11 protein-coding genes and 1 pseudogene are annotated in these 14,363 nt (G+C 66.5%); 2 read left to right on the top strand and 10 right to left on the bottom strand.

Translation table 11 applies throughout. The features are described 5' to 3' along the window. Nucleotides 1-100: 100 nt before the first annotated feature. Nucleotides 101-1,906 carry an ABC transporter substrate-binding protein gene (locus ACL58G_RS05165; RefSeq protein ID WP_440965555.1) on the bottom strand — a complete coding sequence of 602 codons (1,806 nt, stop codon included), beginning with the start codon at nucleotides 1,904-1,906 and terminating at the stop codon, nucleotides 101-103. A gap of 218 nt (nucleotides 1,907-2,124) precedes the next feature. Between ACL58G_RS05165 and ACL58G_RS05160 the strand changes: the two genes are divergently transcribed. Both ACL58G_RS05160 and dacB read left to right on the top strand, forming a co-directional pair. Beyond that, nucleotides 2,125-3,363: a nucleoside recognition domain-containing protein gene (locus ACL58G_RS05160; protein WP_440965553.1), complete on the top strand. Its 1,239-nt coding sequence runs from the start codon at nucleotides 2,125-2,127 to the stop codon at nucleotides 3,361-3,363. A 29-nt stretch (nucleotides 3,364-3,392) separates the two neighbouring features. Further along, nucleotides 3,393-4,961 carry a D-alanyl-D-alanine carboxypeptidase/D-alanyl-D-alanine endopeptidase gene (gene dacB / locus ACL58G_RS05155; protein WP_440965551.1) on the top strand — a complete coding sequence of 523 codons (1,569 nt, stop codon included), beginning with the start codon at nucleotides 3,393-3,395 and terminating at the stop codon, nucleotides 4,959-4,961. Nucleotides 4,962-5,101: 140 nt separating this feature from the next. Here dacB and ACL58G_RS05150 read toward each other — a convergent pair whose 3' ends face one another. The 9 genes and pseudogenes from ACL58G_RS05150 to murQ form a co-directional block, all read right to left on the bottom strand. Continuing rightward, nucleotides 5,102-5,761: a hypothetical protein gene (locus tag ACL58G_RS05150; RefSeq protein WP_413339374.1), complete on the bottom strand. Its 660-nt coding sequence runs from the start codon at nucleotides 5,759-5,761 to the stop codon at nucleotides 5,102-5,104. A 126-nt stretch (nucleotides 5,762-5,887) separates the two neighbouring features. Continuing rightward, entirely contained in the window at nucleotides 5,888-6,496 is a 609-nt protein-coding gene (locus tag ACL58G_RS05145; RefSeq protein WP_440965549.1) for a M15 family metallopeptidase, read from the bottom strand. Beyond that, nucleotides 6,493-7,398 (bottom strand): LysR family transcriptional regulator, encoded by a 906-nt coding sequence (locus tag ACL58G_RS05140; protein WP_440965548.1) that lies wholly within the window; start codon nucleotides 7,396-7,398, stop codon nucleotides 6,493-6,495. Before ACL58G_RS05140 ends, ACL58G_RS05145 begins: the two co-directional genes overlap by 4 nt. 206 nt (nucleotides 7,399-7,604) lie before the next feature. Next, a pseudogene (locus ACL58G_RS05135) lies at nucleotides 7,605-8,381 on the bottom strand (N-acetylmuramoyl-L-alanine amidase); the annotation flags it as partial. Further along, complete coding sequence (locus tag ACL58G_RS05130; RefSeq protein WP_440965547.1) at nucleotides 8,378-9,334, bottom strand: N-acetylglucosamine kinase; 957 nt, start codon at nucleotides 9,332-9,334, stop codon at nucleotides 8,378-8,380. The pseudogene ACL58G_RS05135 and the gene ACL58G_RS05130, both read right to left, overlap by 4 nt. Before the next feature lie 73 nt (nucleotides 9,335-9,407). After that, nucleotides 9,408-11,000, bottom strand: coding sequence for a glycoside hydrolase family 10 protein (locus ACL58G_RS05125; RefSeq protein WP_440965545.1), 1,593 nt, complete (start codon nucleotides 10,998-11,000; stop codon nucleotides 9,408-9,410). Between the two features lie 9 nt (nucleotides 11,001-11,009). Continuing rightward, nucleotides 11,010-12,146, bottom strand: coding sequence for an acyltransferase family protein (locus ACL58G_RS05120; protein WP_440965543.1), 1,137 nt, complete (start codon nucleotides 12,144-12,146; stop codon nucleotides 11,010-11,012). Then, nucleotides 12,143-13,420: an MFS transporter gene (locus ACL58G_RS05115; RefSeq protein WP_413381010.1), complete on the bottom strand. Its 1,278-nt coding sequence runs from the start codon at nucleotides 13,418-13,420 to the stop codon at nucleotides 12,143-12,145. The genes ACL58G_RS05120 and ACL58G_RS05115 overlap by 4 nt, the downstream gene beginning before the upstream one ends. Nucleotides 13,421-13,468: 48 nt before the next feature. Further along, nucleotides 13,469-14,350: an N-acetylmuramic acid 6-phosphate etherase gene (murQ, locus tag ACL58G_RS05110; RefSeq protein WP_440965541.1), complete on the bottom strand. Its 882-nt coding sequence runs from the start codon at nucleotides 14,348-14,350 to the stop codon at nucleotides 13,469-13,471. Between the last annotated feature and the right edge of the window lie 13 nt (nucleotides 14,351-14,363).

Below are 14,363 nucleotides of genomic sequence, written 5' to 3'. Positions count from 1 at the left end.
ATTCAAAGGTAAGCGCACTGACGCGCGCCCAGCCAATGAAAATTCCGGCGCTGACTATAACTGCAGGGAATATTTCACACAGTCAATCTAGCAAAAAGTATCACTTCCCTCTTGCAGCACGTGTCCTTTCCGCAACATCGACATCCAGATAACGCCATTGCGTGAATTCGACGGGGTGGCGTTTGTAGTTTTTGAGCCACGGTTGTCGGATATCCGCCGAGAGTACATGCGTCAGCGGCACCCACGGGTTATAGGCGTGGATCAGCTGGTTCATCTCGAAATACAGCTTCTGGCGCTCGGGACCATCCTTGAGCGCGTGCGCCTGCTCGTAGCGTTCGTTGTAGGCCGGCAGGTTGAAACGGGCGTAGTTGGCGCGGCCGGCGTTGGGGCCGTACAGCAGCTGGTAAAAATTGTCGCCGTCGGGGAAGTCGGCGATCCAGTTACTCTCGAACATCTGCACCTTGCCGAGGCGCGACGCCTTGATGATCTCCGTCTTTTTATCGGACTTGAACACGACGCGCAGGCCGACGGCATTCAGGCATTTGCGCCACAGTTCGTCGCGCAGGCGGCCGCCGACCGTGGCTTCGCTGCTCATCTGCAGCGTCAATGGCTCGGTGCCGCCGCCGTTCGGCTTCGGCTGCCGTCTGAATCCGTCGGAGTCGCGCTTGTCGTAACCGAAGCGGTCGAGTAAGGCATTCGCCATCGCCGGATCGTACGGGACGGGGCTGCGGTAGTTCGGGTCATAGCCCAGCACGCCGGGCGGCAGCGGCGATTCGGCCTTGATCGCGAACCCTTGTTTCAGCAGCGCGATGTCCTCGGCGCTGTTGTAGCTGAGCGAGATCGCACGGCGCAGCGCCACCCTTTCCTTCGAATAGCCCCCCAGCACCGGATCCTCCATGTTCATCCACATGTAGTAGGTCTGCAGCACGGGGAAGCGATACAGCTGCATGCCGCGCGCGGTGAGCTCGGGTTTCAGCTTGCCGTTTTTGATGACCATGTCCGTCATCGATTCCGGCACCTGCTCCAGGTAGTCATATTCGCCGTTCAGGAAGCCCAGCATGCGGCCCTGGAATTCTTCGGCGATCTTGATGTCGACCTTGTCCACGCGCGGCAGCTTTTGCCCTTCGAGCGCACGCGCGATGGCGCGGTCGCCGGGATCGGCCGCCGGGTCCGTTGCCACGCTGGAGTGAAACACGGACGTCGACGTCGGATTCGCCACAAGGACGATCCGGTCGCTGCGCTTCCAGTCCCCCAGCATGAACGGCCCCGTGCCGACAGGGTGATTGCCGGCCTGGCCCGGATACGCCTCGATCACTTCGCGCGCGACGACACCCGTCGCCGGCGTGGCCAGGTAAAACAGGAAATTGTTATCCGGCTCGGAAAGACGGATGCGCAGCGTGTACCGGTCGACGGCCTGCAGGCCGGGGATGCTCGTCGCGTAGCTGAAGCGGTCCTTCCACGCCGCGTCGCCCAGCAGTTTTCCCTCGAACATGAACGACCACGGCGATTTCAACGTCGGGTCATACAGGCGCTGGATGCTGTAGACGTAGTCGGCCGCCGTCACCTCGCGCGGCGGACCTTTGAAGGCCGGGTCGGGCGTGAACCGCATGCCGGGGCGGATGTGGAAGGTGTACGTCAGGCCGTCGGCCGAGGTCTCGGGCAGGTCCTTCGCGCCATTGCCCTGCAGTTTGACGGGGCGCGCGAGGTAGTCGTAGCGCAGCAGCGGATCGAACAGGTTTTCCAGCAGGGACAACGTGGCGATGTCGGAGGCGACGGCCGGGTCCATGCCCGTCTCGCTGGTCGACAGGAACATGTGCAGAACCTTGGGTGCCGGGCCTTGCGCGGCGGCGAATGGGGCGAGCGCGGTGAACAGCAGGGAAGCGAGGATGGTGCGGCGAGTCGGCATGGCGAGGTCCTGGAAGCGTTGCGTATCATAGGCTCAGGCCTTGGGCGCAAGCAATACGGTACGTGATGAGAGAACGCCAAGCTTCCCAGCGGCGCATAACTTTTTTACATATCCCCGGCCCATACTTTCATCAGTGCAGCTTGCTCAGCGCCTATACTCTCCGCTGCACAATCGAGCTCAGGCCTACGCGGCCCGGCATTGCCTGCATCTACGACACCATGGCATTAAATTACATCTGGATCGGCTTCTTCCTCGTCGGCTTCGTCGCGGCTTTGGCCCAATGGATCTTTCTCGGGGATACCGAGATTTTCAAGCGCATCATCGACGGCACCTTCGACGCGGCCAAGATGGGCGTGATGGACATCGCCCTGCCGCTGGCCGGCGTGATGACCTTATGGCTCGGCATCATGAACATCGGCGAGAAGGCCGGCGCCGTCGGCTGGCTGGCGAAAATCATTTCTCCCTTCTTTTCGCGCATCTTCCCGGAAGTGCCGAAGGACCACCCGGCCACGGGCCACATGGTGATGAATTTTTCCGCGAACCTGCTCGGCCTGGACAATGCCGCGACGCCGTTCGGCCTGAAGGCGATGGAAAGCCTGCAGACGCTGAATCCGAACAAGGACACGGCCAGCAACGCGCAGATCATGTTCCTCGTGCTGCACACGTCGGGCCTCACCCTGATCCCGCTCGCGATCATGGCGCAGCGCGCGATCCTCGGTGCGAAAGACCCGTCCGACATCTTCATCCCATGCATGATCGCGACCTATGTCGCCACGGTCGCCGGCATCATCGCCGTGTCGATCCGCCAGCGCATCAATCTGCTGAACGGCGTCGTGCTGGGCTGGCTGGGCGGCATGACGGCCGCCATCGCCACGCTGATCTGGTATTTCACGCAATACCTGACGAAGCCGGAAATCGAGACCGTCTCCAAGGTCGCGAGCAATTTGATCCTGTTCTCCATCATCGTCGTGTTCATCGTCGGCGCGATGATTCGGCGCGTGAACGTGTACGAGGCGTTCATCGAGGGCGCCAAGGGCGGCATCCAGACGTCGCTCACGATCATCCCCTACCTCGTCGGCATGCTCGTCGCCATCTCCGTGATCCGCAATGCCGGCGTGCTCGGCTTCGTCGTGCAGGGCCTGGAATGGCTCATCCGCATGGCCGGCCTCGACACCGCGTTCACCCCCGCGCTGCCCACCGCACTGATGAAGCCGCTTTCCGGCAGCGGGTCGCGCGCGCTGATGATCGACGCCATGAAGACGTATGGTGTCGATTCGTTCGTCGGCCGCCTCGCGTGCATCTTCCAGGGCTCGGCGGATACCACGTTCTACATCGTCGCGCTGTACTTCGGCTCCGTCGGCGTGCGCAAGACGCGCTATGCGATTTCCTGCGGGCTGATCGCCGACTTTGCCGGCATCATCGCGGCCATCTCCGTGGCTTACGTGTTCTTCGGATAATGACTATAGCAACAACAAAAAGGACAGGCATGCTTCGTCGTCACGCACTGACTCTTCTCGCCGCCGCGCTGCTGGGCATCGGCATGCCGGCCGCGGCCCAGCTGCAACCGTCACCGCCGGCGTCGATGACGACGCCGCTGCCGATCCCCGTCACGGACGCCCTGCGCACGGCGGGGATTCCCGAGGATGCCGTGAGCGCGCTCGTCCTGCGCGGCGACAAGACGGTGCTGTCGCACCTGGCCGACCATCCGCTGCACCCCGCATCGACGATGAAACTCGTCACGACCCTGGTCGCCCTCGAGCAGCTGGGCCCCGTGTTCCGCGGCCGCACCGAGATGCGCACGACGGGCGAGGTCAAGGGCGGCGTGCTGCGCGGCGACCTCGTGCTGCGCGGCGGCGCCGACGTCGACCTGTCCACCGAGACGTTGACGACCATGCTGCGCGCCCTGCGCTACCAGGGCATCCGCCGGATCGACGGCAACCTGGTCGTCGACCGCACGCTGTTCAATCCGGCCCGCGCAAACGTCGGCGTGCCGCCGTTCGACGAATCGCCGGAGGCCTATTACAACGCCATCCCGGACGCGCTGTTCGTCAACCGCAACATGCTGCAACTGGACATCCGCTCGACGCCGCGCCCGGACGGCAAACCGGCCACGCGCGTGCGCGTCGCGATGCAGCCCGAGCTCGACGGCGTCACCGTCGACACGGACATGAAGCTCATCGATGCCGACTGCGCCACCTGGGAACACGGGTGGAAGCTGCCGGAAGCCGTGCCGCGTCCGGGCGGCGGCATCAAGGTCGTGCTGCACGGCACCTTCCCGAAAAACTGCGTGGCCAGCGAGTCGATCAACGTGATCGACCGCCAGGAATACGTCGCCCGCCTCGTGCGCCGCCAGTGGAAGACGCTGGGCGGCACCATCACGGGCACGGCCGTCGAAGGCGCCACGCCGCCGGGTACGCGCCTGCTGGCCGAACACGTGTCGCGCCCGCTGCCGGAAGTCATCCGCGACATCAACAAGCCCTCCGACAACGCCCTCGCCCGCCTGCTCTTCCTGAGCCTGGGCGCGCTCGAACCGGACCCCGTGCTGGGCAGCCATCCGCAGCCCAACACATCCGGCACGACCCTGACGACGCTTGCCCGCAGCGAGGCCGTCGTGCGCGCCTGGATGCGCACGCACGGCATCGACGACACCGGCTTCGTCGTGGAAAACGGCTCCGGCCTGTCGCGCATCGAAAGCATCACGCCCATCCAGATGGCGGGCCTGCTGCAAGCGGGCCTGCGCAGCAACTGGGCGCCGGAACTCCAGACCAGCATGCCGATCGCGGCCGTGGACGGCACGATGCGCCGCCGCCTGCACGACAGCCCCGCCGCCAGCCGCGCGCGCCTGAAGACGGGCACGCTGTCCAACGTCGTCGCGCTGGCCGGCTACGTGCCGGATGCGGACGGCAGGCAGTGTGTGCTCGTCGCCTTCGTCAACAGCGACCGGGTCGGCAACGGGCGCGGCCGGGCCGTGCTCGATGCGCTCGTCGATTGGGTCGCGCGGCTGGATGGGACACCGTCGGCGACGGGTGTTGCGAACGGTACCGCTACACCGTAATGGTGCCGCTCGCGGTCTCGACGGAGCCGCCGTCGCGTGAATGGTGCCGCTCGCGGTCTCGACGGAGCCGCCGTCGCGTATCACCGCGTGGGCGGCGGTGACGCCAACGCGGTGCCCGCCACCGGGTATAGCCGCCCACCCTACGGCTTGCTGACCTGTCCGGCTGCGGCGAGCGGCGCGTCACCACCCTCCAGCCACGGCGTTCCCGGCAGATTGGGCTTCGCTTCCACCAGCGACACTTGCGCCTTCGTGTTCGCGCGGATCGAGCGCACGATGTCCAGCATCGTGGTCTCGGTGAATTTTTCCGGTGTGCCGAGCATCATGCCGCCGACCCGGCGCGGCCAGGACAGCCAGCCGCCTTCGGGCTTCGTGAACACGGCGTACATGTCGAGGTGGTAGCCGTTCTTGTACGGGAACAGGCAGGCGACCATGTTCATGTTGTCGCCGCCGCGTACTTGCGGGGCGGCCTTGGCGGTCCAGGCGGCGCCTTCGCAGCTCGGGCTCTTGTCGACGGCGGTGCCGGGCGCCGCGCTCGTCGGGTCGGCCATCCTGAAGTGGCCCGGCAGCTCGGTGGCCTCGGCGGCCGGCGTCGCGACGGAGGCTTCCTTCACATTGCGGTTGAGGCCTGCGGTGGCCGCCCCGGCCACGGCCTCGCGTGCGGCGTCGGTCTTGATGTCGAATACGCGGTAGTACTCGACCGTCGTGTCGCGCGCGGCGAACCGGCTGCCGGCGTCGGTGCTGCAACCGGCCAGCGCGGTCATGATCAGCAGGATAAAACCGGACAACAACGAGCTCTTCATCTCTTTCTCCTTCGCGTGGGCGTGGGTCAGTGGACCGATTGTCCCGGCGGAGAAATTCAGGAGAATGAGCTTGCTCAAGCGTGCACGGGTGCCGTCAGCGTGGCGCGACAGCACCGTGCGACGGGGTCAGAGCACGCGGCGGAAAGTCTGGCGCACGAGGTTGCGGTCGCCGCAATCGAAATGCCACCACTCCGTGTTGATGCCGACGAAACCGGCCTGGCACATGGCGTCGCGCAGCAATTGCCGGTTGGCCACCTGCTCCGCCGACAGGTCACCGCTGGCCAGGAAGCGGGCTTCCAGCGCGGGATGGGACAGTTCCGTCATGTCGTCGAAGCCCGTGCCCATGTCGAGCTCACGGCCCTGCTCATCGAGGATCGTGATGTCCAGCGCCATCCCGAACGAGTGGATCGAACCCCGCTGCGGATGCGCGAGATACATCTGCAGATCGGTACCGGCCAGCGCATCCCACAGTTGCTGCTGCACGCGCTGCGGACGCAGCGCATCGAGGACGAGCGGCGTGCAGCCGGGACGTCGGGCCTTCAGCCACGCGACGACGCGCTCCAGCGCAAACGCCGCGTCGCGGTGCAGCCAGGCGCAATCGTAGGGAGAGTACAAATCACGGCCGACGAAGTTGTCCGGGGTCGCGTAGCGCAGGTCGACGGCGATGCCGGCGATGGTCGACAGGTGGCGGAACTCGGGGTGGCGGGCGATGTGCTCGCTGGCGATGGTATTCATGCACATCCTTGATCCAACAAATTGCGCGCCGTGGCGCCGATGCACATGGCCAGTTCACGCGCGCCGTGCGACAGCGGCGCGTGGCTGGCCGTCAGCAGGTAGAGCTGGACGGGGATCGTCGGCGCCCACGGGCGGCACTGCACCTTGCCCGGCGCGGCGGACGCGGCCGTGAACGGATCGAGCACCGCCGTGCCCGCACCCGCCTCGACGAGAGATCTCGCGATCTGGTACGTCTGCACGACGGTGCGAAACACCGGGTGCACGTCCTGCGCCTCGCATGCGGCCACGACCATTTCGCCGAGCGGGTCGCGGTCGGCCAGGCCGATCAACTCGCCGCTGAGGCCGGACGGCGTGATCGGTTGCGCGCACTCCGCGGCGGTCCACGTGCCGGCCGGCGCCATCACCATCAGCGCGCCCTGCGCGATCGGCTCCGCTTCGATGCCGGGGTGGCGCGGGTCCTGCAGCGACAGCGCCAGGTCGGCCTCGCCGAGGCGCAACGCGTTCACGATCTCGTTCGTGTGGAACGTGGCGAGCTCACAGCGGGTCTGCGCGAAGTCGCGGCGCCACACGGTCAGCGCGGCGGGCAGCACGGAAACGGCGATCGTCGGCGTGGAGACGAGCCGCACGGTTTCCTCGGCGCGGTTTTTCAGGCTCGCGGCCAGGCGGCGGATACCTTGCAGGTCGCGGTTCAGTTTTTCCGTCTCGGCGAACAGGCGGTGCGCCTCCGGCTTCGGAATCAACTTGCCGCGCACGCGCTCGAACAGCGGCATGCCCAGTTGCAGTTCGGCGTGCTGCAGGACTTTCGTCACGGCCGGCTGCGAGATGTGCAGGACCTGCGCGGCGCCGCTGATGGTACCGACCTGCATGATGGCGTGGAAGACTTCGATATGGCGCAGGCGCATCGCTCAGTTCCCGATCACTGCTGCGCCGGGACCGGCGGCGTCGGAGGAACAGCCTCCGGTGTCGGCGGTACCGGCGGTACCGGCGACGCGGGCGGCGCGGGAGGTACCGGCGGCGCGGGCGGCACCGGCGTCGCATCCGGAATGATGACAGGCGCCGTGATGACCGGCGCCGGCAACGGCTGCGGCAGCGGACCGGTCGGGTTCGTCAGCGCTTCCAGCAGCGCTGCCGTCTCGACGTCCGGATTGCCGTCGATGTTGGCCGGACGGTATTTCATCTGGAATGCCGACAGCACGGTGCGCGTCTGCTCGTCGAGCACGCCCGACTGGACGAGGCCATAGCCCCACGTCGCCAGTTTCTTCTGGTACCAGGCGATGTCCGGCAGCTGGACCTGGAAGATCGGCACGAGCATCGCGACGCGGTTCGCATCCGGCCACGCGACGAGGCCCGCAGCCGCCAGCTGGCGCCAGGGGAACATCGGGCCCGGGTCCTGCTTGCGCAGCGGGGCGATGTCGGAGTGGCCCAGCACGTTTTCCGGCGCGATGTGGTGGCGCGTGACGATGTCGCGCACGAGCGGGATCAGCGCGTCGATCTGCGCTTGCGGGAACGGCGCGTAGACGCGGCCACCCGGCGTGTCCTGCCAGCCCGGGTTGACGATCTCGATGCCGATCGAGCTGTTGTTCAGCTGCGTGAAATTCTTCCAGCTCGAGTTACCGGCATGCCAGGCCGCGTTCTTTTCGTCGACGAGGTTGTAGATGACGGGGACGGGATCGTCCGTGACGAGGTAATGCGCGCTGACTTCCTGCTGGGTCAGGATCTTGATCGAATCCGCACGGTTGCTGACGGTGTAGTGCAGCACGAGGAAGCGCGCGCGGCTGCTCTGGCCGCGGGCCGTGTACGTGTGGTCGTATTGCGGTCCGGTGGGCGGCGGCGTGGCGCAGCCGGCCAGCAGGGCGAGGAGCAGGGTCGCGACGAGTGTCTTCATGTCGATGTCGTGGTGTTGGATGGATCGGCGGCGAGCGCCATGCGCGCCGCCGCGTGATGGGCCTGGCCCGGTGTCTGCGTCAAGGCGATGCCGGGCACGTTTGTCCGCATCGTGTCGACGATCAGCGGATGCAGCTCCGCCGCCCGCCCGGACACGGCGACCGGACGCGGTCCGAAGCGCCCCGTCAGCGCCAGCGCGAGGCGCGCGAGTTCGCGGCCGGCCGCGCGCAGGATGTCGGCCGCGACGGGATCCTTATCGGCCGTCGCCGCCACCGCGAGCGCCAGCTTGCCGACGGCGCCCCGTTCCTGGCCATAGATGAACTGGCGCGAATATGCCCAGTCGGCGCCGCCGACGTAGTCGAACACGGCTTGCGCCAGCGGCGATTGTTCCCAGCTGCCGGGCCGCTCGTCTTCGAGGCGCCAGATGTGGCGCAGCGCCTCCTTCGCGATCCAGAAGCCGCCGCCGCCATCGTCCAGCACGACGCCGCGTCCGCCCGCGCGGTGGAACTGGCCGTGCGCGTCGACGAAAGCGCCGATGGAGCCCGTGCCCGCGTACACGAGATAGCCTTCGCCCGGCGCGAAGCTGGCGCGGTAGGCAATTTCCATGTCGCTGCAGAAGTGGATGCGGCCCGGGTCGAGATGCAGTTCTTCCGCGAGCCAGCGCTGCAGCAGTTCGCTGTCGCCGCCGAAGCCCGTCAGGCCCGCTTCCACCCGGCCCGGCACGCCGTGCACGAGAGCTTGCGTTGCCAGTTCGGCGAAGGTGGCGCGGACGGCGTCGCGGCCGTGCGGCGTGCCCATCTGCAGTGCCGACAGGCCGGCGACGCGGCCCTCGGCCACGATGGCGCCGCCGGGCGCGGCAAGGGCCCAGCGCGTCTCGGTGCCGCCGGCGTCGATGCCGAGCCCCAGGCTGCCAGCCGGGCTCGGCGGTATAGGTTCGGGTTGCGAATCGATCATGATCACCCGCCAGTGTACGCCGTCAGGCGCTCAACGGGCGAATGAATGGTGGCGTGCAATGCATGACCCAAGGTTATGCCTTGCGCCAGGCTTCGATCCTGGGGCTTTCGTTGCCGAGACGGTCGACGGCACTGACGACGATGGCATCCGCCGCGCCCAGCTTCGCATCGTCGGGCACGGCCCAGTCCACGCGCGATGCGGGCGCCACGGCGAAGCGCCACTGGTTGCCGAAGCGCGACCAGATCGCGTACATCGCATTGGCCTTGCCGGCCACGAGTTTCAAATACACGGACGGGCCCTTGCGCACGGCCGCGACGGACGGCGCGCCGGGCGCTTCGTTGCCGAGCCACGGCGTCGCGGGCACGAGTGCGGGACCAGGATACGACACGGTGCGCAGCTGGTCGCTGATGCCCTTGCGGTTTTCCATCAGCGGCGCCATGCTGAAGTGCAAGTGGCCGTTCGCGTTCGGACGCGCCCGCGTGTGGTCGATCTGGTCGAGGATTTCCTGCGGTGGATACTCCTTCGTCGGCGCGCCGACGCGGCTCGTGAACAGGCCCGGCCACACGTGACGGCCTTTCGGGTTCTGCGTCAGCCAGTAATCGAGCAGCACGTCGTACGCCTGGCCCGGCTGGCGGATGCCCCAGTACAACTGCGGCGAGAAATAATCGAGCCAGCCATTTTGAAGCCACGTCTCGGCGTCCGCATACAGCTTGTCGTACTGCGAAAAGCCGACGATGCCGCGCGGGCGGCGGTCCGGCCGGCCCAGGCCGAACGGGCTGATGCCGAAGCGCACCCAGCTCTTCTCGCGGTGGATGCCCTCGTACATCGCCTCGATCAGGCGGTTGACGTTCTGGCGCCGCCACGACGCGCGATCGAGCCGCCCGCCGCCGGCCACGTAGCGCTGCCACGCGGGTTCGTCGGGAAAATCCAGCTCGGCCTTCGCGGTGCGGCCTTCCAGCGCCGCGCCTTCCGCACCGGTCGCCGTCGGGGCCTCGATCGGGTACGGATAAAAATAATCGTCGATGTGGACGCCGTCGATGTCGTAGCGGCGCACGACGTCCAGCACGACGTCCAGCGTCTGCTTGACGGCGGCTTCCTCGCCCGGATCCATCCACTGGTATTTGCCGTAGGTCTTGACGGCGGACGGATTCGTGCGCGTGATGTGGTTCGGCGCGGCCGGCGAGCGGGCGCCGTTGTGGCGGGCGCGGTACGGGTTGAACCACGCGTGCAGCTCGAGCCCGCGCGCGTGCGCCTGCGTGACCCAGAATTTCAGCGGGTCGTACCATGGCTGCGGCGCCTGGCCCTGCAAGCCAGTCAGGTATTCCGACCACGGTTCCAGCCTGGACGGATAGATGGCGTCCGCGGACGGGCGCACCTGCAGCACGATGGCATTCAGGTTCAGCGCCTTGGCGCGGTCGAGGATGGCGATGGCTTCGGCCTGCTGCTTGTCGGCGGAGAGGTTCGGTTTGCTGGGCCAGTCGATGTTGGCGACGGTCGACACCCAGGCGGCCCGGAATTCACGCGGGGCGGGCGGCGGCTCGTCGCCGGCGGGGACGTTGCTCACCAGCGGAGGCGTCGAACTGCAGCCCGACATGAGGCCGCCCATCGCCAGCGCACTGGCGACTCCCGCGAACGCGAATGCGCGTCGTTTTTGATCAGGTTGCAACACCAACTCCTAGACTTTGACGAACCACCGTTTGCGCCACATGCCCCACGCGACGAGGAACATGCACGCATCGAACAACACGGCATGCAGCAGCGACGTATTGACGGCACCGACCGGCAACGCGGCGATGGGCGCGTACAACACCTGCCCCAGCGTATGCGGGCTGCCGTCCGGCTGCGCGAATTTTACATAGCCCAGCATTTTCGCGACAAATCCGGAAAACGCAAAGATGAACAATGCGTTCATGCCGTAGATAACGAACGGAAGAGTCCAGCGCGCCGCCCGCGTACGTACGCGGGAAGAGGGGCTCACGTCCAGCGGCCAATAGAATGCGGAAAATGCCAGGCAGGCCAGGCCGGTCATCAGGAAGCAGTACGACGGTGTCCACAGGCTCTTGTTGATCGGCATGAGAATGATATCGAGAAACATCCCAATCGCGACGCACGCGATGCCGGCGACCACCAGTCCGACCACCTGCCGCGTGCGGTCCACGCTCGACGCGAGCCAGCGGCCGGCCAGCACGCCGAACAGCTGGCTGCACAGCGCGGGCAACGTGGACACGATGCCTTCGGGATCCCACGTTTTCGATTGCACCCACAGGTGATTGCCCAGCAGCGTGCGGTCGACCCACGCGCCGAAGTCCTGCCCGGGCTCCAGCACGCCGGCGCCGATGCCGGGCACGGGCACGTACAGCATCAGCACGCTGTACAGCGCCAGCACGCCCGCGATGACGGCCAGTTGCGCGCGCCAGCCGCAATACACGACGATGGGCGCGGCCAGCAACGTGCACAGCGCAATCCGCTGCAACACGCCGGGGATGCGCACTTTGTCGATATTGAAATACGGCATGAAGTTCAGCAGAAAGCCGATCAGGAAGATCAGCAGCGCGCGCTTCGCCAGCTTGGCGAGCAAACGGGGCCTGTCGGCCCCGGCCGCAGCGAGGCGTCCCAGCGACAAGGCCATCGCCACGCCGCCAATGAACAGGAAGAACGGGAAGATGCAGTCCGTAAAAGTCCAGCCGTTCCACTTCGCGTGTTCCAGCGGGCCGTACAGATGGCCCCAGTCGCCCGGATTATTGACCAGCACCATCGCGGCAATGGTAAAACCGCGGAAGGCGTCGAGCGACACGAGGCGGTTATTGTTCACTTCTTCCCGAACTCCGGATCGATTTTTACCAATGCCGCCATCGCGAAGGCGGGGATCGTCGCGAGGCACGTCCAGACGAAGAAATGCTGGTAGCCGATCATCTCCTGCAGCTTGCCGCTCCACATGCCGGGCACCATCATGCCGAGCGCCATCAGGCCCGTGCAGATCGCGTAATGGGCCGTCTTGTACGGGCCTTCCGACACCATGATCATGTACATCATCATGGCGGTGAAACCAAAGCCGTAACCGAACTGCTCGATCGCGAGGAAGCCGCAGATGACGCCGAAATTCTGCGGCTGCGCGGACGACAGGTACACGAACACGAGGTCGGGCAGGTGCACGGCCAGGACCATCAGCCACAGGCAGCGTTTCAGGCCCAGGCGCGAGATCAGGTAACCGCCGAACAGGCCGCCGATGGTCAGCGCGATGATGCCGATGGTGCCGTAGGCGGTGCCGTACTGCTCGGTCGTGAGACCCAGCCCGCCCGCGCTGACCGGGTCCTTGAGGAATGGCGCGACGAGTTTCAACAGCTGCGACTCGCCCAGGCGGAACGTCAAAATAAAACCGAGGATCAGCCAGATGTCGCGCTTGCGGAAAAAGCTGGCGAAGGTGGCGAAGAAGCTGGCAAGGGGCTTAGTGATTCCCTCCTTGCCCTCGGTCGCCCGGTGGTCGGTGTCGGGTCGCGGCAGCACGGCCTGGTGCCACGCGCACAAGGCGAAGAACAGCCCGCACAGCACGAAGAACACGATGCTCCACGCCTGGTGCACGTCGCCCAACGATGTCGAGAGATGGCCGGCCAGGATCACGAGCGGTCCCTGCGCGGCCAGCGTCGCAAGCCGATAAAACGTGGAGCGCACGCCGACATAGGCGGCCTGCTGCTGCTGGCGCAGGCCCAGCATATAAAAGCCGTCGGCGGAAATGTCGTGCGTGGCGGACGCGAAGGCCATCACCCACATGACCGCCAGGCTGATCATGAAGAACGACGGCAAGTGGAGTGTCCCGCCGACGGCCCCCAGCGCGGCGGCCAGCACCAGTTGCAGAGACACCGTCCAGCCGCGCTTGGTGCCGAACAGGTCGACCACCGGCGACCACAGCGGCTTGATCACCCAGGGCAGGTACAGCAGGCTCGTATAAAAGGCGATGTCGGTGTTGGACAGCCCCATGTCCTTGTACATGATGACGGACAGGCTGTTGGCGACGATGTAGGGGATGGCCTGGCCGAAATACAACGAGGGCACCCACAGCCACGGGTTCTTGGATTGCGTAGTCTGCATGTTCTTTCGTCGTCGGCCGGCGGGCGTTGCTGGGGCCCCCGCGCCGCGTCAGCCGGCCAGGGCGGCGCGCACGCTGCCGCGCGCGCTCTCCAGCAGGGCACGCGCCTGCTCGACAGGGATGTTCTTGGACAAGGCCACGATCGCGACCTTGACATGGAAGTCGCACTGCGCCAGCACCGCGCGGGCCGCCGCCTCGTCGGCCCCGGTCGCGAACGACGTCAGGCGGATGGCACGGCGGACCAGCTTGGCATTGGTCGCCTTCAAGTCTACCATCAGGTTGCCATAAACCTTGTTCAAACGCACCATCAAAGCGCTTGAGAAGGTATTCAGCGCGATCTTCTGCGACGTGCCCGCTTTTAAACGCGTGCTGCCGGAGATGGCTTCCGGCCCCGTGTCCAGGGTGACGCCGATCTCGGCTTCGCCGGCGACGGGCGCCTCCGGATTGTTCGCGAAACCGATCGTCAGCGCCCCGGCCGTCCGCGCGGCCCGCAGGGCGCCCAGCACGTACGGCGTCGCGCCCGATGCGGCGACGGCCAGCACGACGTCGTCCGGCCCCACGTTCGCGTTGCGGATATCGGCCGCGCCCTGGTCCACATCGTCCTCGGCACCTTCGACGGCGACGAACATCGCATCCGTCCCGCCGGCCAGCAGCGCGACGGCCCGGTCGTGCGGCCAGGAGAAGGTCGGGTACAGCTCGACGCTGTCCAGCACGCCCAGCCGGCCGGACGTCCCGGCGCCCACGTACACGAGGCGCCCACCCCGCTCCATCCGGGGCAGCGCGGCGGTCACGGCCGCGGCGATGCGCGGCGCGGCGGCACGCACGGCCTCGACGGCCTTGAACTGGTCGTCGACGAGCACGTTGACCAGCTCGGCGGTGGGATATTGATCGAGGGACGCGTGTTGCGGGGCGGGGGTTTCGGTGTTCAGCATCGCGTTTTTGTTC

The organism is Massilia sp. GER05 (assembly GCF_052056005.1).
Lineage (GTDB): Bacteria > Pseudomonadota > Gammaproteobacteria > Burkholderiales > Burkholderiaceae_D > Telluria > Telluria orientalis.
Note: the sequence above shows the minus strand (reverse complement) of the source record. Positions and strands in the feature narration are given on the sequence as shown.

What these genes read in the sequence shown, in the direction of transcription:
- ACL58G_RS05165 (WP_440965555.1), bottom strand. Translation starts at nt 1,906, where the DNA reads ATGCCGACTCGCCGCACCATCCTCGCTTCCCTGCTGTTCACCGCGCTC.
- ACL58G_RS05145 (WP_440965549.1), bottom strand. Translation starts at nt 6,496, where the DNA reads ATGAATACCATCGCCAGCGAGCACATCGCCCGCCACCCCGAGTTCCGC.
- ACL58G_RS05130 (WP_440965547.1), bottom strand. Translation starts at nt 9,334, where the DNA reads ATGATCGATTCGCAACCCGAACCTATACCGCCGAGCCCGGCTGGCAGC.
- ACL58G_RS05140 (WP_440965548.1), bottom strand. Translation starts at nt 7,398, where the DNA reads ATGCGCCTGCGCCATATCGAAGTCTTCCACGCCATCATGCAGGTCGGT.
- ACL58G_RS05150 (WP_413339374.1), bottom strand. Translation starts at nt 5,761, where the DNA reads ATGAAGAGCTCGTTGTTGTCCGGTTTTATCCTGCTGATCATGACCGCG.
- dacB (WP_440965551.1), top strand. Translation starts at nt 3,393, where the DNA reads ATGCTTCGTCGTCACGCACTGACTCTTCTCGCCGCCGCGCTGCTGGGC.
- ACL58G_RS05160 (WP_440965553.1), top strand. Translation starts at nt 2,125, where the DNA reads ATGGCATTAAATTACATCTGGATCGGCTTCTTCCTCGTCGGCTTCGTC.
- murQ (WP_440965541.1), bottom strand. Translation starts at nt 14,350, where the DNA reads ATGCTGAACACCGAAACCCCCGCCCCGCAACACGCGTCCCTCGATCAA.
- ACL58G_RS05115 (WP_413381010.1), bottom strand. Translation starts at nt 13,420, where the DNA reads ATGCAGACTACGCAATCCAAGAACCCGTGGCTGTGGGTGCCCTCGTTG.